At 59.7% G+C, this 21,520-nt stretch carries 22 protein-coding genes; 11 read left to right on the top strand and 11 right to left on the bottom strand.

The features are described from left to right. Positions 1-6: 6 nt before the first annotated feature. The 6 genes from J3P93_RS00755 to J3P93_RS00730 form a co-directional block, all read right to left on the bottom strand. On the bottom strand, positions 7-531 hold the full coding sequence (locus J3P93_RS00755) for a PAAR domain-containing protein (RefSeq protein ID WP_434594278.1): 525 nt from the start codon (positions 529-531) through the stop codon (positions 7-9). Positions 532-542: 11 nt separating this feature from the next. Then, positions 543-950 carry a type VI secretion system baseplate subunit TssE gene (tssE, locus tag J3P93_RS00750; RefSeq protein ID WP_090287609.1) on the bottom strand — a complete coding sequence of 136 codons (408 nt, stop codon included), beginning with the start codon at positions 948-950 and terminating at the stop codon, positions 543-545. Positions 951-959: 9 nt separating this feature from the next. Further along, the gene (gene tssC / locus J3P93_RS00745; protein WP_434594276.1) at positions 960-2,435 is read right to left on the bottom strand and encodes a type VI secretion system contractile sheath large subunit; all 1,476 of its coding nucleotides are present in this window, start codon (positions 2,433-2,435) and stop codon (positions 960-962) included. Positions 2,436-2,460: 25 nt separating this feature from the next. After that, positions 2,461-2,964, bottom strand: a complete 504-nt coding sequence (gene tssB, locus J3P93_RS00740) for a type VI secretion system contractile sheath small subunit (protein ID WP_003229587.1) — start codon at positions 2,962-2,964, stop codon at positions 2,461-2,463. A 32-nt stretch (positions 2,965-2,996) separates the two neighbouring features. Then, entirely contained in the window at positions 2,997-4,559 is a 1,563-nt protein-coding gene (gene tssA, locus J3P93_RS00735) for a type VI secretion system protein TssA (RefSeq protein WP_336356523.1), read from the bottom strand. A gap of 202 nt (positions 4,560-4,761) precedes the next feature. After that, the gene (locus J3P93_RS00730; protein ID WP_434594272.1) at positions 4,762-5,037 is read right to left on the bottom strand and encodes a hypothetical protein; all 276 of its coding nucleotides are present in this window, start codon (positions 5,035-5,037) and stop codon (positions 4,762-4,764) included. 236 nt (positions 5,038-5,273) lie between these two features. Between J3P93_RS00730 and tssI the strand changes: the two genes are divergently transcribed. From tssI to J3P93_RS00700, 6 genes are all read left to right on the top strand, one after another. Next, complete coding sequence (gene tssI, locus J3P93_RS00725) at positions 5,274-7,298, top strand: type VI secretion system tip protein TssI/VgrG (RefSeq protein WP_434594269.1); 2,025 nt, start codon at positions 5,274-5,276, stop codon at positions 7,296-7,298. Continuing rightward, a complete protein-coding gene (locus tag J3P93_RS00720) occupies positions 7,295-8,143 on the top strand; it encodes a DUF4123 domain-containing protein (RefSeq protein ID WP_434594267.1) in 849 nt (282 codons plus the stop codon). The genes tssI and J3P93_RS00720 overlap by 4 nt, the downstream gene beginning before the upstream one ends. Next, positions 8,140-8,937, top strand: coding sequence for a hypothetical protein (locus J3P93_RS00715; protein WP_434594265.1), 798 nt, complete (start codon positions 8,140-8,142; stop codon positions 8,935-8,937). The genes J3P93_RS00720 and J3P93_RS00715 overlap by 4 nt, the downstream gene beginning before the upstream one ends. Positions 8,938-8,978: 41 nt before the next feature. Then, positions 8,979-9,764: a hypothetical protein gene (locus tag J3P93_RS00710; RefSeq protein WP_434598518.1), complete on the top strand. Its 786-nt coding sequence runs from the start codon at positions 8,979-8,981 to the stop codon at positions 9,762-9,764. Then, the gene (locus J3P93_RS00705) at positions 9,761-12,091 is read left to right on the top strand and encodes a lipase family protein (protein WP_434594262.1); all 2,331 of its coding nucleotides are present in this window, start codon (positions 9,761-9,763) and stop codon (positions 12,089-12,091) included. Before J3P93_RS00710 ends, J3P93_RS00705 begins: the two co-directional genes overlap by 4 nt. 93 nt (positions 12,092-12,184) lie before the next feature. Further along, positions 12,185-12,541 carry a hypothetical protein gene (locus tag J3P93_RS00700; RefSeq protein ID WP_434594259.1) on the top strand — a complete coding sequence of 119 codons (357 nt, stop codon included), beginning with the start codon at positions 12,185-12,187 and terminating at the stop codon, positions 12,539-12,541. 98 nt (positions 12,542-12,639) lie between these two features. Here J3P93_RS00700 and J3P93_RS00695 read toward each other — a convergent pair whose 3' ends face one another. From J3P93_RS00695 to J3P93_RS00685, 3 genes are all read right to left on the bottom strand, one after another. After that, complete coding sequence (locus tag J3P93_RS00695; protein WP_003213368.1) at positions 12,640-12,915, bottom strand: HU family DNA-binding protein; 276 nt, start codon at positions 12,913-12,915, stop codon at positions 12,640-12,642. Between the two features lie 190 nt (positions 12,916-13,105). Further along, positions 13,106-14,254 (bottom strand): NAD(P)/FAD-dependent oxidoreductase, encoded by a 1,149-nt coding sequence (locus J3P93_RS00690; protein WP_434594256.1) that lies wholly within the window; start codon positions 14,252-14,254, stop codon positions 13,106-13,108. A 20-nt stretch (positions 14,255-14,274) separates the two neighbouring features. Beyond that, positions 14,275-14,442 (bottom strand): rubredoxin, encoded by a 168-nt coding sequence (locus tag J3P93_RS00685; RefSeq protein ID WP_003177199.1) that lies wholly within the window; start codon positions 14,440-14,442, stop codon positions 14,275-14,277. A 200-nt stretch (positions 14,443-14,642) separates the two neighbouring features. Here J3P93_RS00685 and J3P93_RS00680 point away from each other — a divergent pair, with 200 nt between their 5' ends. Beyond that, positions 14,643-15,203 (top strand): chorismate--pyruvate lyase family protein, encoded by a 561-nt coding sequence (locus J3P93_RS00680; protein ID WP_434594253.1) that lies wholly within the window; start codon positions 14,643-14,645, stop codon positions 15,201-15,203. Next, entirely contained in the window at positions 15,203-16,093 is an 891-nt protein-coding gene (gene ubiA / locus J3P93_RS00675) for a 4-hydroxybenzoate octaprenyltransferase (RefSeq protein ID WP_434594251.1), read from the top strand. Before J3P93_RS00680 ends, ubiA begins: the two co-directional genes overlap by 1 nt. Positions 16,094-16,204: 111 nt before the next feature. On the opposite strand, the gene J3P93_RS00670 is transcribed toward ubiA, so the two are convergent. Continuing rightward, positions 16,205-16,588: a COG4315 family predicted lipoprotein gene (locus tag J3P93_RS00670; RefSeq protein ID WP_434594249.1), complete on the bottom strand. Its 384-nt coding sequence runs from the start codon at positions 16,586-16,588 to the stop codon at positions 16,205-16,207. Positions 16,589-16,739: 151 nt separating this feature from the next. On the opposite strand from J3P93_RS00670, the gene phoB reads away from it, so the two are divergent. From phoB to J3P93_RS00655, 3 genes are all read left to right on the top strand, one after another. Next, a complete protein-coding gene (gene phoB, locus J3P93_RS00665) occupies positions 16,740-17,429 on the top strand; it encodes a phosphate regulon transcriptional regulator PhoB (protein ID WP_007896474.1) in 690 nt (229 codons plus the stop codon). A gap of 140 nt (positions 17,430-17,569) precedes the next feature. Further along, positions 17,570-18,856 carry a phosphate regulon sensor histidine kinase PhoR gene (phoR, locus tag J3P93_RS00660; protein ID WP_231988049.1) on the top strand — a complete coding sequence of 429 codons (1,287 nt, stop codon included), beginning with the start codon at positions 17,570-17,572 and terminating at the stop codon, positions 18,854-18,856. A 123-nt stretch (positions 18,857-18,979) separates the two neighbouring features. Continuing rightward, the gene (locus J3P93_RS00655; RefSeq protein ID WP_090287628.1) at positions 18,980-20,320 is read left to right on the top strand and encodes a hemolysin family protein; all 1,341 of its coding nucleotides are present in this window, start codon (positions 18,980-18,982) and stop codon (positions 20,318-20,320) included. A gap of 114 nt (positions 20,321-20,434) precedes the next feature. Here the strand turns inward: J3P93_RS00655 and J3P93_RS00650 are convergent, their stop codons facing one another. After that, complete coding sequence (locus J3P93_RS00650; RefSeq protein WP_434594244.1) at positions 20,435-21,331, bottom strand: peptidoglycan DD-metalloendopeptidase family protein; 897 nt, start codon at positions 21,329-21,331, stop codon at positions 20,435-20,437. Between the last annotated feature and the right edge of the window lie 189 nt (positions 21,332-21,520).

The following is a 21,520-nucleotide window of genomic DNA, read 5'->3' as shown; positions in this document are numbered from 1 at the left end:
TCAGTCTCAGGAAATGGCTATCGAGTCTTGAGAATCCAAAAGCAAAGTGACCCCTTCAGCAATGGAAGAGCCGACCACTGAGGTTTTGCCTTCACTGTCCGTTACACCCGTAACCTCTTTTCCTGAGTCAGTACGGATGGTGTATCCACGATTAGCTACCGGTGCGCCGGTCTCGGGATCAGTAACAACGAAGTGCTCCGTAAACGGCCACTGAATCTCCACCGGCAACGGCGGCACAAACGGCGCTGGCGAATGCGAATTGCCAATAATCACCGTGCCTGACCCAGCCGTGACCTTGTTGCCATGGGTCCCCACCGAATCAACCGTCGCAGCAGGCTTGCCGTTGATCAGCACAGTGGTCGCCAAGCCGCCGGACATCGCACCACCACACGCCGAGGCATCGCCTTGGCGGGCGGCCGCGAGGCCGTCGAAGAACACGTCGCCGGAACCGGCGGCGATCGGGTTGGTGCCGTGGCCGGGGAGCGGGCAAGCGGTGGGGTCGGATACGCGTGCTGCGGGTTTGCCAGACATCGGGGATCTCCTTAGGTGACCTTGACTTGACCGCTGCCATCCAGGCGCGCGGAAAAACTGACCTGACGCTTGAACCCTTCAACTTCCAGCAGGCCTTCAATGCTGAAGGCCAGGCGCAGTTGATCGTGGTCACGCGGCAGGGAAATGACACGCACGTTGCTCAAGCGCGGTTCGTAGGCTTCGATGAAGCTTTCGATGGCCAGGCGAGCCTGACTCAGGGAGTCGTGCAGGCTCAGGCGCATGTCATTGAGATCGGGCAACCCGTAGTCGGCCAGCGTTTGCACGCTGCCGGCCCGGGTGCTGAGCATTTTGGCCAGATGGGCAGCCACCGACGCCATGGCAGAAACCTCAAGGCTCTTGCCATTGCGTAGTTGTGCGTCGCCGTTGAGGCGTTCGAACAGGCTGCCGTATCCGTCCATGAGTCGCTCTTACTCTTTGTCCAGCTTGCCAACCAACGACAGGGTGAAATCGGCACCCATGTACTTGAAGTGCGGACGCACGTTCAAGCTCACGCGATACCAGCCCGGCTCGCCTTCAACGTCGCTGACGATCACTTGCGCAGCGCGCAGCGGACGACGGCCACGCACTTCGGCGCTCGGGTTTTCCTGGTCGGCGACGTACTGACGGATCCATTTGTTCAGTTCCAGCTCGAGGTCGGTACGCTCTTTCCACGAACCGAGTTGCTCGCGCTGCAGCACTTTCAAATAGTGAGCCAGGCGGTTGACGATCATCATGTACGGCAGTTGGGTGCCGAGCTTGTAGTTCAGCTCTGCCGCCTTGCCTTCTGCGCTGATGCCGAAGAACTTCGGCTTCTGCACCGAGCTGGCGGAGAAAAACGCCGCGTTGTCGGAGCCTTTGCGCATGGTCAGGGAAATGAAGCCTTCTTCGGCCAGTTCGTATTCACGACGGTCGGAAACCAATACTTCGGTAGGAATCTTGGTTTCGATTTCGCCCATGCTTTCGAAGTGGTGCAACGGCAGGTCTTCAACCGCGCCACCGCTCTGCGGGCCGATGATGTTCGGGCACCAGCGGAATTTGGCGAAGCTGTCGGTCAGTTTGGTGCCGAACGCGTACGCGGTGTTGCCCCACAGGTAGTGCTCGTGGCTGTTGGCAACGGTTTCCTTGTAGACGAACGATTTGACCGGGTTTTCTTCCGGATCGTACGGGTTGCGCAGCAGGAAACGCGGCACGGTCAGGCCAACGTAGCGGGAGTCTTCCGAAGTACGGAAGCTCTGCCATTTGGCGAATTGCGGGCCTTCGAAGTGGTCTTTCAGATCTTTCAGATCTGGCAGGCCGGTGAAGCTTTCCAGGCCGAAGAATTTCGGGCCGGCGGCAGCGATGAACGGCGCGTGGGACATGCACGAAACGCTGGCCACGTACTGCATCAGCTTGACGTCTGGCGAGCTTGGCGACATGTAGTAGTTGGCGATGATCGCGCCCACCGGCTGACCACCGAACTGGCCGTATTCAGCGGTGTAGATGTGCTTGTACAGGCCCGACTGCATGACTTCCGGCGAATCTTCGAAATCGTCCAGCAGGTCTTCTTTGGAGACGTTGAGGATTTCGATCTTGATGTTTTCGCGGAAGTTGGTGCGGTCGACCAGCAACTGCAGGCCACGCCACGACGATTCCAGCGCCTGGAAATCCGGGTGGTGCAGGATCTCGTCCATCTGACGGCTGAGGTTGGCATCGATCTCGGCGATCATGCGGTCAACCATGGCCTTCTTGACCGGTTCACCGTTGTTCTGCGGCTTGAGCAGTTCTTCGATGAACGCCGACACGCCGCGCTTGGCGATGTCATAGGCTTCGTCGTCCGGAGTCAGACGGGTTTCGGCGATGATGCTGTCGAGAATGCTGTATTCGCCGCTGGCGGCGCTCTTCTCTTGTGCTGCGCTAGTGCTCATTGTGTTGGCTTCCTTGGCAAGAGTCTCAGGCGTCCGGGGCTGCGGCGTTCAGGCCCAGCTCACCGAGTACGCGACCACGGGATTCGTCGTCGGCGAGCACGCCTTCGATCGCTTTACGGAACGCAGGCGCGTTACCCAGCGGGCCTTTGAGGGCCACCAGCGCATCGCGCAGTTCCATCAGTTTTTTCAGCTCAGGCACTTGCTCGACCAGGCTGGCCGGGTTGAAGTCCTTCATCGAATTGACGCGCAGTTGCACAGCCAGCTCGTCGGCCTCGCCATCTTCCTGCAGACGGTTCGGCACGCTCAGCGTCAGACCCAGTTCTTGCTTGGCCAACACTTCATCGAAGGTCATCTTGTCGATGCTGATCGGCTTGCGATCTTCGATTTTGCGATCGTCCTTGCGGTGGGTGTAGTCACCGATTGCCAGCAGTTTCAGCGGCAGTTCAATCTCTTCCTGAGCACCGCCGGTGGCGGGTTTGAAGGTGACGTTGATGCGTTCCTTGGGGGCTACCGAGCCTTCTTTGGCCATGGCTTTTCTCCTTGCGGTTGTGGCCCTGGGGCCTATTCGAGTACCACTTCGAGGTCGAGGTGGCACAGCCTGCGATAAATCTCTTCCTTGCGTTCACGTACGGCATGGTTCTGCGGCAACAACTCGCAGCAACTGTGCAGCAGGTGCAGCACTTCCAATGCAAGATCGGGCTCCCAGGCGTGCAGGCCTGAGTCCTGTAATGTCTGATCGAGGGTTTCGAGCTGGTTCTTGGCCAGTTCATATTTCTTGGCCATGAAGCACAGCCGCGCGAGGGCGAACTGCCAGAAAAACCGTTCGCGCCCGCCGTGGGCCGATTGCAGACCCTGCTTGAGCGTCTGCACGGCCGGCTTCAAGCCTTCCTTGCGCAGCAGTGGCAGGACGTCCTCGAGTGCTTTCTCCCAGGCGGGCTGGGTTTCGACGTTTTCGCTCTCGACCTTGCGCGGCGCACTGGCGCTCTGCAGGTGCGGCATGACATTGGCGGCGATCCACGCTCGAGTAGACGGATCGGCGAACGGCGCGCCGTCATGGAACCGCAACTCGACAATGCCGGGCAGGCGCTGAACCAAAAGCGCGAAGTGGATTTCCACTTCGCGCATGGCCAATTCGGCGTTGAGGTTCTGGAGACATTCCCAGACCATCCTCTGGCCATCGAACCAGAACGGCGCCTTCGCCAGGCTCGCCTCCAGTTCCACCAGCAGGTCGGCGTATTTGCCCTGATCGAAACGGTCCTGATAGAGCTTGAGTTTTTCCAGCGGCAGGCCGCGCAACACGGTGATCTGCTCGGCGTTGCGCTCGGGCACCGCGTCGATGGTCATCCACAGCAAGGTGCGGTTGAGGCGCAGGGCGCGCAGGTCGGTGGCTTTTTGTTTCAGCCACCAGGCGCACAACGGCCGGGCGCTTTCCTGCTGGGCACGCAGGGCTTTGTGCGCATCGCGCTCGTTGTCGATCGGCGCGCCGGGAGTGAGTAGCTGGGTCGCCGCCTGCTTGACCTGCGCCACCGCCGCGCCGACCACGCCAGGGGCCGGCTGATTGTCGGCAGCGCGCTGGATCATGGTTTTCAGACGACGGGAGATCGGCAGCAGCAACGGCGCGTCATCGCCCAGATGTTCAGTGCAGGCGGCTTCGAGACCGGCCAGGTGCTCGGAGAGCTGCCGGAACATCGGCAACTGCTCTTTGATCGCAATGTTTTCGGTAATGACCTGCTCGAGACGCGGCACCAGCCAGCCAATCGCGGCGGCACGGGTGCGCGGTTTGAGCGGGTGAACGTCGGCCCAGTTGTTTTCCGACAAATGGTGCAGCAGACCGAGGCCGGCGAGCAGCCCGGGGAAGGATTCGCGCTGGTACAACGACCAGGTCAGCCAGGCGCCGACACGCAAATCCTTGGATTGGGTACGCAGCAGGTTTTCGCTGTTTTCACGGATTTTCAGCCAGTCGATCTGCCCGCTTTCGTGCATCGACGAGGCTTTGGCCAGCTCGCTTTCCAGCGCCTCGAATTCGCTCGAAAAACGAACGTCTTCGCCCGCGAAATTCTCTTTTGAAACAGAGACTTTTGCGAGTTCGAGGTAATGGGCGGAAAGTTTGCTTGAGTAGGACATCCGTGGCCTTTATTAAGGATTACAGTCGTGCGGGCGAATAGAGTGTCAGCCACGCGGGACAGTATCGAAGAGCAGTTCAGCGACTCATCCAATTGAGATGTGCTCTTTCAAGTGGGCGCATCGTAATCACAATGATGGCCACTAGCAAGCATCTGATTAAACAACAAGACGAAGTGTTCATTGGGCTCTGTAGGAGATTGCCTTATATGTTGCAAGGGAATCCCTGATGCCCGCTTTTCATTGCCGCTTTTTCCGCGCCCCCGGCAAACCCTCGACCTAGAGCCGTCAGAACCGGACCTTGAACGTTTCGCCAAGCGCAGCTCTCGATACGCGGCGGCAAGCATGACAACTCTTGAAAAAAATAGAAGTAGGACGCTTCTGAAATGATTAAGTTTTTTTTAAACACTTTGAGGGTGACCACAGCCAACAAATAAAGTGCCATCAATCTGATATCATTTTCATTTTTTATGACTTTCACAATCCAGAAACAATGTGCAAGCGTGCTTATTCGATAACACGTAAGTGCCTTCCTACAGTCGTACCCTGCAACTCATCCACGCCTTTACAACCCGGAAGTCTCCGACAAGCGTCAAAGATGCTTCTTACATCATTTCATTTCCCTCTTCGTTAGCGTGCCTTGGCAAATTTCTGACGCGTGGCGATCACGGACGATCGAGCACCGCGCAAGACTCTCTTTTGCTTAAGGACAAGCCTATGTTCAATCCAGGCGATTGCCCGCGGTTCGAGCTGCACATCCCGGCCATCCAGCACGATTTCAAGGTGCTTGCTTTCGACGGCACCGAAGCCATCAGTCAGCTGTATTCCATACACATCGAAGTGGTCAGCGAGCGCACAGACTTCGATCTGGAGAGCCTGCTCGCTCAGCCGGCATTTCTGCAGTTCGGCTTCGACCGGGAGGGCATCCACGGACGCATCGAAGATGTCCAGGTGGGTGTCGTGGGCAATCGTCTGACTCACTACGAGTTGAGGCTGGTCCCGGCGCTGCATTATCTGCAGTTCAGTCATGACCAGCGGATTTTCCAGCGGCTGACAGTGCCGCAAATCATCGCTCAGGTGCTGAAACGCCACGGCATCCTGAGCGACGCGTTTACGTTTGATGTCACGCCGAGCGAGACCCGCGAGTACTGCACTCAATATGGCGAAAGCGACCTCCAGTTTATCCAGCGTCTATGCGCCGAAGACGGTATCGCCTGGCACCATCAGCATTCCGCCGAAGGGCATTGGCTGGTGTTCAGCGACAGCCCGGTGTTTGCGTCCAAATTGGGGCCGACATCCTTCAAGGCCGACAGCGGCATGGTCGCCGAACGCGCGGTGATCAACCATCTGACGATGGGCTTCAACACGCGCACCAGCACCGTCACGCGTCGTGACTACGACCTGAAACGCCCCAGCCTGCTGCTGGAGAGTCGCTTCACCGCTGAATACACGCCTGATCTCGAGGACTATCGCTATCCACTGCTGATGCATTCGGAGAGGCACGGCAAGCAGTTGGCGCGCCAGGCTCTGGAGCGTCACCGCAACGACTATCAATGGATTGAAGGCCACAGCAATCAGGCGACGCTGCGCAGCGGTTACCTGTTCGACATACGCGAGCATCCGAGGACTGACTGCAACCAGTCATGGCTGTTGCTGAATCTGACCCACGAAGGCAAGCAGCCGCAGGTGCTGGAAGAATCCCTGGTCAGCGCTGCGCAACCGGCCGACAGCTTCAGCCAAGGTTATCGCAACACCTTCCGGGCCGTTCCGGCAGACGTGTTCTACCGCCCACCGCTGCCTGCGCCAAGACCTTTGCTGGTGTGTCAGACCGCACGAGTTACCGGGCCCTGCGAAGAAGAGATTTTCTGCGACGAATACGGCAGGGTTCGCGTCGAATTCCCGTGGGATCGTGCTGAACGCAACAGCGAGAAAAGCAGTTGCTGGTTACGCGTGGCCTCCAGTTGGGCCGGTGAGGGATTCGGCGCAGTGACCATCCCCCGGGTCGGAATGGAAGTCGTGGTGAGCTTTCAGGACGGCAACCCGGACCACCCGCTGATTACCGGCTGCGTTGCCAACAAGGTCAACAGCGTTGCTTATCCATTGCCGGCCAACAAGACCAGAACGGTGCTGCGCAGCCAGAGTTATCCGCGCAATGGCGGGTATAACGAGTTGTCGATCGAGGACCGTGCCGGACAGGAGAACATCTACCTGCGGGCCCAGCGCGATCTCGAGCAATTGATCCTCAACGACAGCCGCAGCCGGATCAACCGCAACCGCTTCGAGCATGTCGGCAACAACAGCACCAGCCTGATTGAAGGCACGGAGACCCGCACCCACCAAGGCGTGCGCAGCACCCTGATCAATGCCAATGATCTGCTGACCGTCAGCGGCACCAGCAGTCAGACCTTCGGCGCTCTGGTGATTCAGGCAGGTCAGCAGGCACACGTCAGCGCAAGCAACGTGGTGATCGATGCAGGCATGAGCCTGACACTTTCGGCGGGCGGTCATCACATCGTGATCAATGCCGGGGGGATTTTCAGCAGCGTGCCCATCGTCCAGGGCGGTGCGCCGCTGGCCGGTCTCGCACCGCTGCAATCTCAGCAGGGGGTGCCCGGCGTTTCCCCTGCGGCCAGCGCCACGCCACTGTCGATCATCAGCAGTGCCCGCGAGCAAGCGGCCGACTATTGCCCGCTGTGTGAAGCCTGTGCGGCGGGCCAGTGCGAGTTGGGAGATGTCGCATGAACCCGCTCGAACAATGGCTGCATGCCCAGACCCGTGGCGGATGCGAGTTGTATCTGATGCTCGAGACCGCCGGCCAAGGCGCAGAGCACGCGGCGTTGACTCGCGACCTCGGCACCGAGCAGTTTCGTCCGCTGTACACCGGCACCGCTGCCGAATCGCTGGGGTCGTCCGGGCCGCTGCTGTTGCGCCTCGACTCGGTGCAGCATCCGGCCATCCAGACATTGCTCGCTACGCCCGAGCGGCATTGGGGTTGGCTGGCCAGTGCCCGTCACGTCGAACTGGATGTACTGACTGCGCATTGGCGCGAGCGCGTGGTGACCGGCGAACGCCCGAATCTGGCGGTGTACCGCGTGCATGACAACCGGGTGCTGGGACGCGCGCTGGCGCATCTGCAACCCGAGCAGTACGCAGCATTTCTCGGGCCGTTCACCAGCGTCTGCTATTGGCACACCGAACAATGGCACACCGCCGACAACCCGGACCCCGGCCTCCATCCGCTGCCGATCGACCCACCGTGGCTGCAGACGCCAACTCCGCAACTGATCTACGCCAACGTGCTGTTCGACAACACGCGGCGTTACCTGGTCGGCGAACACACCGAAGCCATGGCCACGCTGGCCGAACAACGCGACGTCGATGAATGGTTGTGGGGTTTGGTGCAACTGACGCTCTTGTGGGGCTGGCAACAACCGGAGCAAGTGAATTTCCTGCTGACTCGCTGTTTGCAGTTACCGGACTATCGACCACCCAAAACATGGCTGCCCCAACCCGGAGAAGATCCAGCAATGCACTTTGAGCGGGTCTATCAGGAAGCGTTGTGTTGGCAGGGAGACATTGGCAGATGAGGCATTTGAAATACGGGTTGATGCTGAGTGGTTGCCTGGGATTGATCGCGGGTTGTGCGGCTGTGGAGACACCGAGCTCGTTTACGTTTGTTCCGGATTTTCCGCCGGATTTTACTTATGACCTGACAGCAGCCTACGTACCCGGCAAAGGCGAAACATGCTCGGTGCCGGGCGGTAAAGGCACTGAGGTCGGGTTCAATAAAACCAACATGAAGTACCAAAGCCCTTCCGAAATTGAACTCTACAGAACCGTGAGTGGCTGCCCGCTTGCGCTGAATCGAGTGGAAATCAAGATAATCGGCGTCATTGGCAGAGACCAGAAACGCACCTACTCGAGCTACGACTATGCGTCGTTCGCCGTGCGCCCGGCGTTGCAGGAGCGGCATAGGGGGAGTATCGACGATGACGGCGCGGGGAGGTTTTTCGGTGAGTGCCAATGGCTGTTTAGGACTGTTGGTCCCAAACGCTATATCACCAAAATCCTGACCTGCAAAAGGATGGATTCGCAGGGGAATCTTGGCCGAGGCCATCCTTTTACGGCGTACACGCTGACTGAGCTACCAGGGAAGACCGTAGAACTGCAGATCAGGTTAGCTGCGGAAGAGGAGCCTTACATGGGCGATACATGGGTCAAAGTACCCGGCGGATGGAAGCGATGCATGGGGAAAGGCTTTGAGGATCAACATGCATTTTGTTACGGCAATCAAACTGACTTCAGCACGTTCCGGATGGTTGATGAAAGAGTCTGCACCATCTACCCGGGTTGCACAGAGAATGCGGAAGAAAAGCCATGAACGACCGGAAAGAACTCAATCGGCGGCAAACGCTCCCGCGAATTAAACGAGCCCTCTTCGCCAGTACTCTCGGCGGTGCTCTCACTCTGATTTCAGGCTGTTCGGCGGTAGACAAGCCAAACTCCTTCACCTTTATTCCGGACTTCCCACCTGACTTCAAATACGAGCTCAAGGCTATCTACCTGCCTGCCGCAGGTGAAACCTGCCACGTGCCCGGAAAGCCGGTTTTCTGGGTGAGCTTCAATAAACCCACCATGGAATATGTAAACACTGCGGAAATCGAGTTGTACAAAACCGTCAGCGATTGTCCGTTGGCGCTCAACAAAGTGGAAATCAAGGTCATCGGCTTTTATGGAAAAGGCCGAAGCAACTTCAGCATGGACTACGCCTCGATTTTCGTGCGTCCAGAGTTGCTGGAACGAATAAAGGGCACATTCAACGAGGACGGCCTGGGTGAGTTTACAGGCGAATGCATGTGGTTTTTTCGGACAGTCAGCCCCAAGCGTAACCTAATAAAAATGTTGAGATGCAAAGGTATGGATGCACAGGGAAAAGTGCTGCGAACGAGACCTTTTGCCGCGTACACGCTGACGCAACTTGGGGGCAAAACAGTGACGATGAAAGTCAGGTTGGCAAGTGAAGAGCTACCCGCCATCGGCGATACGTGGGTGAAAGTGCCTGATGGCTGGAAGCGCTGTATGGGTGACAACTTCCAGGATCAATACGCTTTTTGCTACGGCAACGATAGAGATTTCAGCACTTTCAAGATGGTCGATGGGCGGGTTTGCACCATCTACCCGGGATGCACCGAGCAAGGGACGCCATGAACATCGAGACTCTCTCAGCGACTGATTTGCGCTTCATGCGGGGCGACATATATGCCTGCCCTAAACGCAGCCATCGGACCAGCTTCCAGCTAGTGGACGAGTTCGGCGACGGTAAGCCGTACGCTGGTCTGTCTTACGAAGTGATTGATTACGAAGACACGATCTATACCGGGAAGCTTGATGCGACTGGATCTGCAGAGATTGCCGATCACTATTGCGGTCCAGTAATACTCAAATTGAAAAGCCGCTATCAAGGTAGCGAGAAATCCTACACCTTTTTGCAGAAGCGTCCCCACTACCCCCTCCCCATCACCGAGCTCCAGGTCCGCGCCGAAAAAACCCGCTTCTTCCACAAAACCGGCGTTCGCACCCAAGCCAATCCCGCCAGGGAGCTGGCCGAAACCGATGCGTACTGTCAGGTCGAAGTCAGTGAACTGGTCAAACACATCGCCCACCTGCCGCCGCTGGCTGCTCGTCGCGACCCTCCGAAGAGGGCGGCGCACAAGCTCATGCGATCGGCGGCGATGTCCAGAGACTTCACACTCGTCGATAAAACTTCTGCGGGTGGCGGACTGCACGCAATCCTGAGTCCCGCGCAAATGGCCACCGTCGAGCTGGGGTTTTCCCCGCCACCGCCCAATGGCGTTGCGCTGCTGCCGAACAAGCACCATGTGCTGGAAGTACGGCCGATGAGAGCGCTACGGCCAATGCTGTCAACAGGCGAGGCGTTCTGCGCGCTCAACCTTTATCAGCTGTCGGTGATGGCGACGCTGAGCTACACCGATTTCGGACAGGAACCCAACACTCAACCGGTGCAGACCGACACGGTAAGCTTTCCGCTACAGCCCAGCAGCGGCAACTGGTTCGGCCACGCGCTGCCGCAGTTCAACGAGTTGTGGAAGGTCGATGACTCGCAAACGCAGAAATACTACCCCCTGTACGAAGACGTGCCGTATTCGAAACGCCTGGAAGTGGTGCCGTTCGACCCGAACCTTTACCCCGAAGTGAACGACCCGGCGTTGGGCGACGAACAAGAACACCCGGCCAAGTTGCACTGTCTCGATGACCGTAACAAAGACAACAGTACTGATACCCAAGCTTTCATCTGCCACCACGACGAACTGATCCTGATCAGCGTACGCGGTACCAGTGAGATCTGGCCCGACGGCCGGCGTGACGGCGATGCCTATCAGGTTCCCTTTGCCGAAGGCGAAGGCAAAGTGCACCGCGGTTTCTACGGTGGAGCTTTGGCGGCTTATCCATTCATCGTGACTTATCTGGAAAAATTCTACAGTGGGCAAAAGCTGCTGATCACGGGTCACAGTCTGGGCGGTGCAGTTGCACTGATCCTGTCCGAGATGCTGAGACGCAACCTGGAGTTCTCCCCGGATATCGTGCTCTACACCTACGGCGCCCCCCGCGCCGGCGACACCACCTTCATCGAAAGCGCGAAGTCGCTGGTGCACCACCGCATCGTCAATCAGAACGATCCGGTGCCGAGCGTGCCGGCGACCTGGATGAATACCTTCGCCGAGCCTGTACCGATGTACGGAGCCAACGCCGGAGTGCTGGCTCTTAATCCGGTCGCCGGCCTCGGGCTCCTGATCTGGGGAATGACCAACATAATGGGTGACGACTATGGGCATCACGGTGCCTTGCGCCATTTCATGCCGGTTGAGTTCGACAAGAACCATCGGTCTTCCATTCTTTGGGAACCGGGTTGCAGCACGATCATTGATCACGGCTGCGCCCAGGCCTTGCGTGCGACCAACGGTTTGCCCGAGCGCGAATCGTTTTTGCGGCAATTGCGTTCCGCAGGTCATCACTCAATGGTCGGCAGCTATATACCCGGCTGCTGGGCCAGCTTGCGCCGTTGGCAGGAAGCGCTGCGGCTCAAGCGTGCGCTGGTAACCGATCGCGAGTTTGAGTGGGTCAGCAGCGCCCTGAAAAATATCCGGGAACAGCTGCGCGCTGTCAGGCGCGATCTCGAAAGCAACCATCGCTCCTACGTGCGAGAGCAGGAGTTCACCCACAAAACGCTGATACTCATTCAGGAGATCGACAAGATCAGCATGACCGAGGCCCGCCTGAAAGCACTGCGCGGCCAACGCATAACCGAGGCTGATGTTTACGGCAGCTTCGCCGACCAGCCCGAATGGGTCGAGGAAAGTCTGCTGCGCTGGAACGCCAACCCGGAAAACCTCATCCAGGAACAATTGGCGATGACTCCGCCCGCCGCCGCAGACCACGATGCTGCAATCGCCGCGATGACCGGTGGGCGGGCGGTTGGCGCGCCGTTTCATCTGGATATTGATTCGATTGTGTAGCGTCATAACAACGCGCGGGCAAACCGTGGTTATGCCAGAATCCGAAGCCCGAAAATCGGCACCCCTACAACAGCTGGCATGGAGCTTCACCTCATGGAACTGAAACCACTCATTTTCGCCGCACTTCTGGGCCTTCCCTTCACCTCGGCATTCGCTGCCGCCCCTGCGCTGGAAGGTCATTACTATCTGACCGGGGCGATGGAAATGGGCGCCGAACTGTTGCTGCGCAAAGACGGCACCTTTGATGCGGGCGTTTCGTATGGCAGTGCCGACGGCTTCGCCAAAGGCACTTGGGCAGTGGAGAACCAGACAGTGCTGCTGAAAAGCCAAACCAAGGCTGCCTCGAACAGCGATCTGGGCGGCCTCTTCCAGGACCTGGAACTGGCTATCGAACCTGACTGCCTGGCCGTGGATTTCGGCAACGGCAAGGCATGCTTCCGTCGCCAGTAAGCCATCACACAGCCACAAAAAATGGGCACCCGACCGCAATCGGTGTGCCCATTTTTGTGATCGCGGTTCTCCCCGTCATTCAGGGGAACACGCCGCGATTATGGATTAACGCTGTCTTTCAACGATTTGCCTGGCTTGAACGCAACGGTGTTGCTGGCCTTGATCTTCACCGGTTCGCCGGTTTGCGGGTTTTTGCCGGTGCGGGCGCCGCGGTGGCGTTGCAGGAAGGTGCCGAAGCCGACCAGCGTTACGCTGTCCTTGCGGTGCAGGGCGCCGGTGATTTCTTCGAGGACGGCATTAAGGACGCGATTGGCCTGTTCTTTGGTCAGGTCCGCTTTTTCCGCTATGGCGGCGGCGAGTTCTGGTTTACGCATTAGTGAAGCCCCTTTGACGGTTTTTTGTTGTTATGTCCGTGCTGTTCTCGTTGGAACAGCGCCCAAGGCGCCGCAGGCTCTACTCTGCGGCAGACGGGAGTGAGAATGGCACGCGGATACGGGCGACGCCAGTCTCCCCGCGACCTTTGTCGGGGCAAAAGCGGGGTGTTTACGACAGAACGACCGGCATTTACGCCAGCAGGGCCGGAAGCTGTTTGTTCAGGGCGAGTTTTTCCATGACCGCGGCGCCGGTCAGCGCATAACCGAGCAACTGACCATCGGCATTGCGGCACAGCGCCTTGATGTCGGCGCCCTGCCCCTCAACCGTCCATACGCCTTCGCTGCCACGCGGCGGCGGCGAGACCACCAGCGGGCACACCGGGGTTTTCACGGTGATCGGCATCGGGCCGTAGCTGACCGCTGTCGGGTTTCCCGCCAGGGTCTGGGCCAGCGCTCGCGCGCAGCTCATAAGGGGCATGACGTACAACAGATTCAGCCCGTCGACCTCGGCGCAGTCGCCCAAGGCGTAGATATTGGTGTGGGACGTTTTAAGCTGCCGATCAACCATGACACCGCGATTGACCTGGAGCCCCGCCGCCGCTGCCAGATCGATGCGTGGGCGCAGGCCAATTGCCGAGACCACCACGTCGCAGGCGACGACCTGGCCGTCGGACAGGTGCGCTTCGAGGCCATCGGCAACTTTCTGCAGGCGGGTCAGCACCGGGCCGAGGTGAAATTTTGCGCCGAGACTTTCCAGCCCGGCCTGCACGGCGGCCGCAGCGGCCGGGTGCAGCAGAGTCGGCATGACCTGCTCGCACGGCGCGACCAGTTGCACTTCGTAGCCGCCGAGGATCAAGTCATTGGCGAACTCGCAACCGATCAGCCCAGCACCGAGCAACAGCACGCGCCGCTTGCCGGCCGCGGCCGCACGAAACCGTGCGTAGTCTTCCAGATCGTTGATCGGAAAGACCAGATCGGCAGCATCGCCTTCGATCGGCACACGCACGGTTTCCGCGCCCCAGGCGAGAATCAGGTCGCGGTAATACACCGCCTCTTCGCCGATCCACAGGCGTTTGTGGCCGGCATCGATGCCGCTGATGCGCGTGTGGGTGCGCACTTCGGCCTTCAACTGCTCGGCCATGGCACCGGGCTCGGCCATGCTCAGGCCGTCGGCATCCTTGTTCTTGCCGAAACCGGTGGAGAGCATCGGTTTGGAGTACGAGCGGCCGTCATCGGCGGTGATCAGCAGCAGCGGGGTTTCGCTGTCGAGCTTGCGAAACTCGCGGGCCAGGTTGTAGCCCGCCAGGCCAGTGCCGATGATGACGACAGGTGCGCTCATGCCTTACTCCTTGATTTCGCTTAGTTGATTTCGATCATTTCGAAGTCCATTTTGCCGACGCCGCAGTCCGGGCACAGCCAGTCTGCCGGCACGTCTTCCCAGCGGGTGCCCGGCGCAATGCCGTCATCCGGCCAGCCGTCGGCTTCGTTGTAGATCAGGCCACAGACGATGCATTGCCACTTTTTCATTCGGATACTTCCTCAAGGTTCAGGCGATTGCTGGCGCGGACAGTCGATGGGTGTTGCGCTGCCATCCGGCTCAGGGCGTTTTGTACTGAGGGTGCCCGACAGATGCAAGCCTGTTCGGCGCAACGGCCACCCGGATCGATCAATCTCGCCGCCTGCCATGGTAAGCTCGCCGCCTCATTTGCGGCCAATAATGACTCATTGTGCAACATTCAAATGCCTGCCCCGCCCCGCTCTGGCTGACCCAAAGCCGACTGTCACCCCGCCCCGATTCGTTGACCCTGGACTGGTTGTTCGACGAAGGTTCGCTGACCCGCCGCCTGACGCGACTGTCCAGCGATGGCTTCAGCGTGACGCCGTTGTTCGAAGGCTGGGCCACCCTGCGCAGCGACGAATGCGCGGCGCTGGAGCTGGCAGAAGGCAGCGAAGGCTGGGTGCGCGAGGTGTATCTGCGTGGCCACGGCGAGGCTTGGGTGTTCGCCCGCAGCGTCGCCTCGCGTGCGGCATTGCAGGGTGACGGCTTGCACATGGACGAACTCGGCAGCCGCTCGCTGGGCGAACTGCTGTTTTGCGACCAGGCGTTTCAGCGCCGCGCCCTCGAGGTTTGCCACTACCCTGAAGACTGGCTGCCAATAGATGTCAGAGCGCCTGAACTGTGGGGACGGCGCTCGCGTTTCGACCGTGGCGCGCTGAGCGTGCTGGTTGCGGAAATCTTCCTGCCGAGCCTGTGGCGTGCCGCTCGCGCCCATCCGGAGAACTGCTGATGTATCAGAGCCTGCTCAAGTCCCTGAACCGCTTGAACCCGCGCGCCTGGGATTTCATTCAGTTGACCCGCATGGACAAGCCGATCGGTATCTATCTGCTGTTGTGGCCGACATTGTGGGCGTTGTGGATTGCCGGCAAGGGCTCGCCGTCATTGGCCAACGTGGTGATTTTTGTCCTCGGTGTGGTGCTGACCCGCGCCGGTGGTTGCGTGATCAACGACTGGGCCGATCGCAAGGTCGACGGCCATGTCAAACGCACCGCGCAGCGCCCCTTGGCCAGCGGCAGGATCAGCTCGAAAGAAGCGCTGATATTCTTTGCCGTGCTGATGGGCATCAGTTTTCTGCTGGTGCTGTGCACCAACGCGCCGACCATCTGGCTGTCACTGGGTGGTCTGGCGCTGGCCTGCACCTATCCATTCATGAAGCGCTACACCTATTACCCGCAAGTTGTGCTGGGCGCCGCGTTCTCGTGGGGCATGCCGATGGCGTTCACTGCCGAGACCGGTGAGTTGCCGGCAGCGGCGTGGCTGCTGTGGATTGCCAACCTGTTGTGGACGGTGGGTTATGACACCTACTACGCAATGACCGACCGCGATGACGACCTGAAGATCGGGGTGAAATCCACGGCGATCCTGTTTGGCGAGGCGGACCGGGTGATCATTCTCAGCCTGCAGGCGCTGTCGTTGGGTTGCCTGATGCTGGCGGGGTCGAAATTCGAGCTGGGAATGTGGTTTCACCTCGGCTTGCTGGTGGCGGCTGGCTGTTATGCGTGGGAGTTCTGGTACACCCGCGATCGCGATCGGATGCGTTGCTTCAAGGCGTTCTTGCACAATCATTGGGCCGGGCTGGCAATTTTTGTCGGGATCGTCGTGGATTACGCGCTGCGCTAAACCCAAATCAGTGTAGGCCTTCGCCTGCTCGCGATAGCGGTGTGTCAGTTAACGAAAATGCGGCTGACACACCGCTATCGCGAGCAGGCGAAGGCCTACACGGGACCATGGCTATTTGGCTTTGGCGACTTTCCAGGCGCCGTCCATCTTGCCGTCGCCGGTCATGTCGCCGGCCTTCTTGTCCATCACGAAGGTGTACAGCGGCATGCCCTGGTAAGCCCACTGCATCGAGCCGTCGTCACGCTTGACCACCGTCCAGTCGCCCATCGATTTGTCACCCGCCTGCGCCATCAATGGCGGCCAGTTCGCTGCGCATTTGTCATTGCACGCTGACTTGCCGGCGGAGTCCTTGGCGAATGTGTACAGGGTCATGCCTTTGTGGTCGGTGAACATGCCGTCCTTCTCCATCGCCGGATCGGCAGCCATGGCCAGGCCAGGCAACGCCAGGGCCGCGGCCACCAGCAGGGCTTTGAAAGAAGCAGTCATCTGAGTCATGGAAACCTTCTTTTGTGGTTGTCAGGATTCGGACTTAGAGCTTAGTCCAGGATGGTCAAACTTGTTGGCGGGCAGAAATACTGTCACACGACTGCAATAATTCCGTTATCTAATGCGGCGCAAGACAGTTAAATGACAAGAGGATTAAGGCATGGTTGGCAGGAGCATTCTGATCGTCGACGACGAAGCGCCCATTCGCGAAATGATCGCCGTGGCGTTGGAAATGGCCGGCTATGACTGCCTCGAGGCAGAGAACTCACAGCAGGCCCACGCCATCATCGTCGACCGCAAACCGGACCTGATCCTGCTCGACTGGATGCTGCCCGGCACGTCCGGCATCGAACTGGCCCGACGCCTCAAGCGTGACGAGCTGACCGGGGACATCCCGATCATCATGCTCACCGCCAAGGGCGAAGAGGACAACAAGATCCAGGGTCTGGAAGTCGGCGCTGACGACTACATCACCAAACCGTTTTCCCCGCGCGAGCTGGTCGCCCGCCTCAAGGCGGTGCTGCGCCGCGCCGGCCCGACCGACGGCGAAGCGCCGATCGAAGTCGGTGGTCTGCTGCTCGACCCGATCAGCCACCGCGTGACCATCGACGGCAAACCGGCCGAGATGGGCCCGACCGAATACCGCCTGCTGCAATTCTTCATGACCCACCAGGAACGCGCCTACACCCGCGGCCAGTTGCTGGATCAGGTCTGGGGCGGCAACGTCTATGTCGAAGAGCGCACCGTCGACGTGCACATTCGCCGCCTGCGCAAGGCCCTCGGCGATGCTTACGAAAATCTGGTACAAACCGTGCGCGGTACGGGCTATCGGTTCTCCACAAAAGCATAAAAAAGCAGCTGCAAGCTTCTAGCTATAAGCGGCAAGTGAAAGCCGATCCGCTTTAGCTTGCAGCTTGTAGCTTGAAACTTGACGCTGCGGCTAAGGACGCCCCTGTGAATCAAAACTGGCATGGCACCCTGATTCGCCACATGCTGCTACTGGTCACCGCGTGCCTGGTGATCGGGCTGATCAGCGGCTATTACGGCTGGAGCCTCGCGGTGGGCCTGGGTCTGTATCTGGCCTGGACGCTCAAGCAATTGCTGCGTCTGCACGAATGGCTGCGCCAACACCAGCCCGATGAAGCGCCGCCCGATGGCTACGGTCTATGGGGCGAAGTGTTCGACAGCATCTACCACCTGCAACGCCGCGACCAACGGGTGCGCGGGCGCCTGCAAGCGGTGATCGACCGGGTGCAGGAATCCACCGCGGCACTCAAAGACGCAGTGATCATGCTCGACAGCGACGGCAACCTGGAATGGTGGAACCGCGCCGCTGAAACCCTGCTCGGCCTCAAGACCCCACAAGACAGCGGCCAACCGGTAACCAACCTGGTGCGGCATCCGCGCTTCAAGGAATATTTCGAGCAGGACAACTTCGCCGAGCCGCTGGAAATCCCTTCGCCGACCAACGATCGCGTGCGCATTCAGCTGTACCTGACCCGCTACGGCAACAACGAGCACCTGATGCTGGTGCGCGATGTCACGCGCATCCATCAACTGGAGCAAATGCGCAAAGACTTCATCGCTAACGTTTCCCACGAACTGCGCACACCGCTGACGGTGATCTGCGGCTATCTGGAAACCCTGCTCGATAACGTCGAAGAAGTGAACCCGCGCTGGAGCCGGGCTTTGCAGCAGATGCAACAACAGGGCGGGCGCATGCAGACGCTGCTCAACGACTTGCTGCTGCTGGCCAAGCTCGAAGCGACCGATTACCCGTCGGACAACCAGCCGGTACAGATCGATACACTGCTGCAGTCGATCACCAGCGACGCCCAGCAATTGTCTGGCGCGAAGAATCAGCACATCACGCTGGAAGCCAATGCCGGCGTGCTGCTCAAGGGCAGCGAAGCGGAGTTGCGCAGTGCGTTTTCCAATCTGGTGTTCAACGCGGTCAAGTACACCCCGGCCGAAGGCAACATTCGCATTCGCTGGTGGGGCGACGATCAAGGCGCGCACCTGAGCGTGCAGGATTCGGGCATCGGCATCGACAGCAAACATCTGCCGCGCCTGACCGAGCGCTTCTATCGCGTCGATTCCAGCCGCAACTCCAACACCGGCGGCACCGGCCTCGGTCTGGCCATCGTCAAACATGTGTTGCTGCGCCATCGCGCGCGCATGGAGATCAGCAGCGTGCCCGGCCACGGCAGTACGTTCACCTGCCATTTCGCCCCGGCCCAGGTGGCCAGCGCACGGGCGATCGGCGCCGCCGAGTGATGCCGCCCGGCACACGCCACTAGGCAATTGCCAAGTCAGCAGCTACATTGGCTGACTTGCGCCTGCCTTTCAGGCGCTGTTTTCCCTTACTTTCGAATCACACGGAACCTGCAAAACTCCATCATGGACCCTTCCCCTGGCTTGTCCCTCGCTACCATTTTCGCCGACTTCGGCATGATTCTTTTTGCTCTGATCCTGGTACTGCTCAACGGTTTTTTCGTTGCGGCGGAATTTGCCATGGTCAAACTGCGCTCGACCCGGGTCGAAGCCATCGCCGAGCAGCACGGCTGGCGCGGGCATATCCTGCGCACCGTGCACAGTCAGCTCGATGCCTATCTCTCGGCGTGCCAGTTGGGTATCACCCTCGCCTCCCTCGGCCTGGGCTGGGTCGGTGAGCCGGCGTTCGCGCATATCCTCGAACCGCTGTTGAGCGCGATCGGCGTCGATTCGCCGGAGATCGTCAAAGGCGTCTCGTTTTTCACCGCGTTTTTCATCATTTCCTATCTGCATATCGTGGTCGGTGAACTCGCGCCGAAGTCGTGGGCGATCCGCAAACCCGAGTTGCTGTCGCTGTGGACCGCGGTGCCGCTGTACCTGTTCTATTGGGCGATGTATCCGGCGATCTACCTGCTCAACGCCAGCGCCAACGCGATCCTGCGTATCGCAGGGCAAGGCGAACCCGGCCCGCACCATGAACACCATTACAGCCGCGAAGAACTGAAACTGATCCTGCACTCCAGCCGCGGTCAGGATCCGAGCGACCAAGGCATGCGCGTACTGGCCTCGGCGGTGGAAATGGGCGAACTGGAAGTGGTCGACTGGGCCAACTCCCGGGAAGACCTGATCACTCTGGAATTCAACGCACCGCTGAAGGAAATCCTGGCGATGTTCCGTCGCCACAAGTTCAGCCGCTATCCGGTGTACGACAGCGAACGCCAAGAGTTCGTCGGCCTGCTGCACATCAAGGATCTGCTGCTGGAACTGGCCGCGCTGGACCACATTCCCGAGTCGTTCAACCTGGCCGAACTGACCCGTCCGCTGGAGCGTGTGTCGCGGCACATGCCGCTGTCGCAGTTGCTGGAACAGTTCCGCAAGGGCGGCTCGCACTTCGCCGTGGTCGAGGAGGCTGATGGCAACATCATCGGCTACCTGACCATGGAAGACGTGCTGGAAGTGCTGGTCGGCGATATTCAGGACGAACACCGCAAGGCTGAGCGCGGCATTCTCGCCTATCAGCCGGGCAAGCTGCTGGTCCGTGGCGATACTCCGTTGTTCAAGGTCGAGCGCCTGCTGGGCATCGACCTGGACCACATCGAAGCGGAAACCCTCGCCGGGCTGGTCTATGAAACCCTCAAACGCGTGCCGGAAGAGGAAGAAGTGCTGGAAGTCGAAGGCCTGCGCATCATCATCAAGAAGATGAAAGGGCCGAAGATTGTGCTGGCCAAGGTGTTGATGCTGGATTGATGGGCTGATCCGGGACCGCGCCGCTTCTTTCGCGAGCAGGCTCGCTCCCACATTGGAATGCATTTCAACTGTGGGAGCGAGCCTGCTCGCGAAGGGGCTTGCATGGTCAACACATCACTGCTTGCCCAACGCAAAGTTGGGCAACGCCCCCAACGGCTGGTTGAACTGATACGGGATCGACACCAGCCCTTCGCCGGTATTGCGCTGCACCACGAAGTGCAGGTGCGGGCCGCTGCTGTTGCCAGTGTTGCCAGACAGCGCCAGCGGACTGCCGACCTTGACCCGTTGCCCCTCACGCACACTCACCGAGCCCTGTTTCAGGTGCAGGTACACGCCCATCGTGCCGTCATCGTGCAGCACCCGCACGAAATTGCCCGACGCATCGGTGCCGCGCCCGCTCTGTGAGTTTTCAGTCTTGACCACCACCCCGGCCCGCGCGGCAATGATAGGCGTGCCCACCGGCATGGCGATGTCCATGGCGTAGCGATTCTTCGGCCCGTAGTGGCTGTACTGGCCGTTGGCGCCCTGGCTCAGGCGAAACGGCCCGCCACGCCACGGCAGTGGATAGCGATAGCTCTGCGCCGCGCCAGCGGGGTCGCCCAGCGAATAATGGAACTGCGGCGAATACACCAGCGGCTTGCTGGCGGAAATCGCCGTCAGCAGCGCCAGCCGCGTGTTGCTGCGCGCGGGCAGCACCCGGCGAATGGTTTGCGCCGGTGCGCCGCGCACGTTGCTCAGGCCGGTGAATGCCAGGGCGATCTCGACCGGCGCGTACAGATCGTTGCGCACGAACACCACGTCGGTGCCTTTCTGCTTTTTGATGTCGAGGTACACCTGGCGCTCCAGGCGCTCGACCATGCGGTCCTGAAACACGAACACCTGTGCGCCTTTGCTCGGCCGGTCGCTGTAGGAAACCACGCCGTTGGCATCGGTGGATTTATAGATGGTCATGGCCACTGCCGAGGTGGAGGCCAGAAAGACAGCACAGAGAAACAGCAGGCGCGCGAGCATGGGCAAGGATCTGTCGAAAGAAGGCCTGGAAATGAGCCTAGCAGGTGAAGCAGACCAGGCTAGTCGACAGATGTTGCAAATAGGCAGTGCAGGAGCTGATCGTTCCCACGCTCTGCGTGGGAATGCCTCAATCGGACGCTCCGCGTCCTCTGCGTAAGGGACGCAGAGCGTCCCGAGCTGCATTCCCAC

This window comes from Pseudomonas sp. R3-57 (assembly GCF_051132065.1).
Lineage (GTDB): Bacteria > Pseudomonadota > Gammaproteobacteria > Pseudomonadales > Pseudomonadaceae > Aquipseudomonas.
Note: the sequence above shows the minus strand (reverse complement) of the source record. Positions and strands in the feature narration are given on the sequence as shown.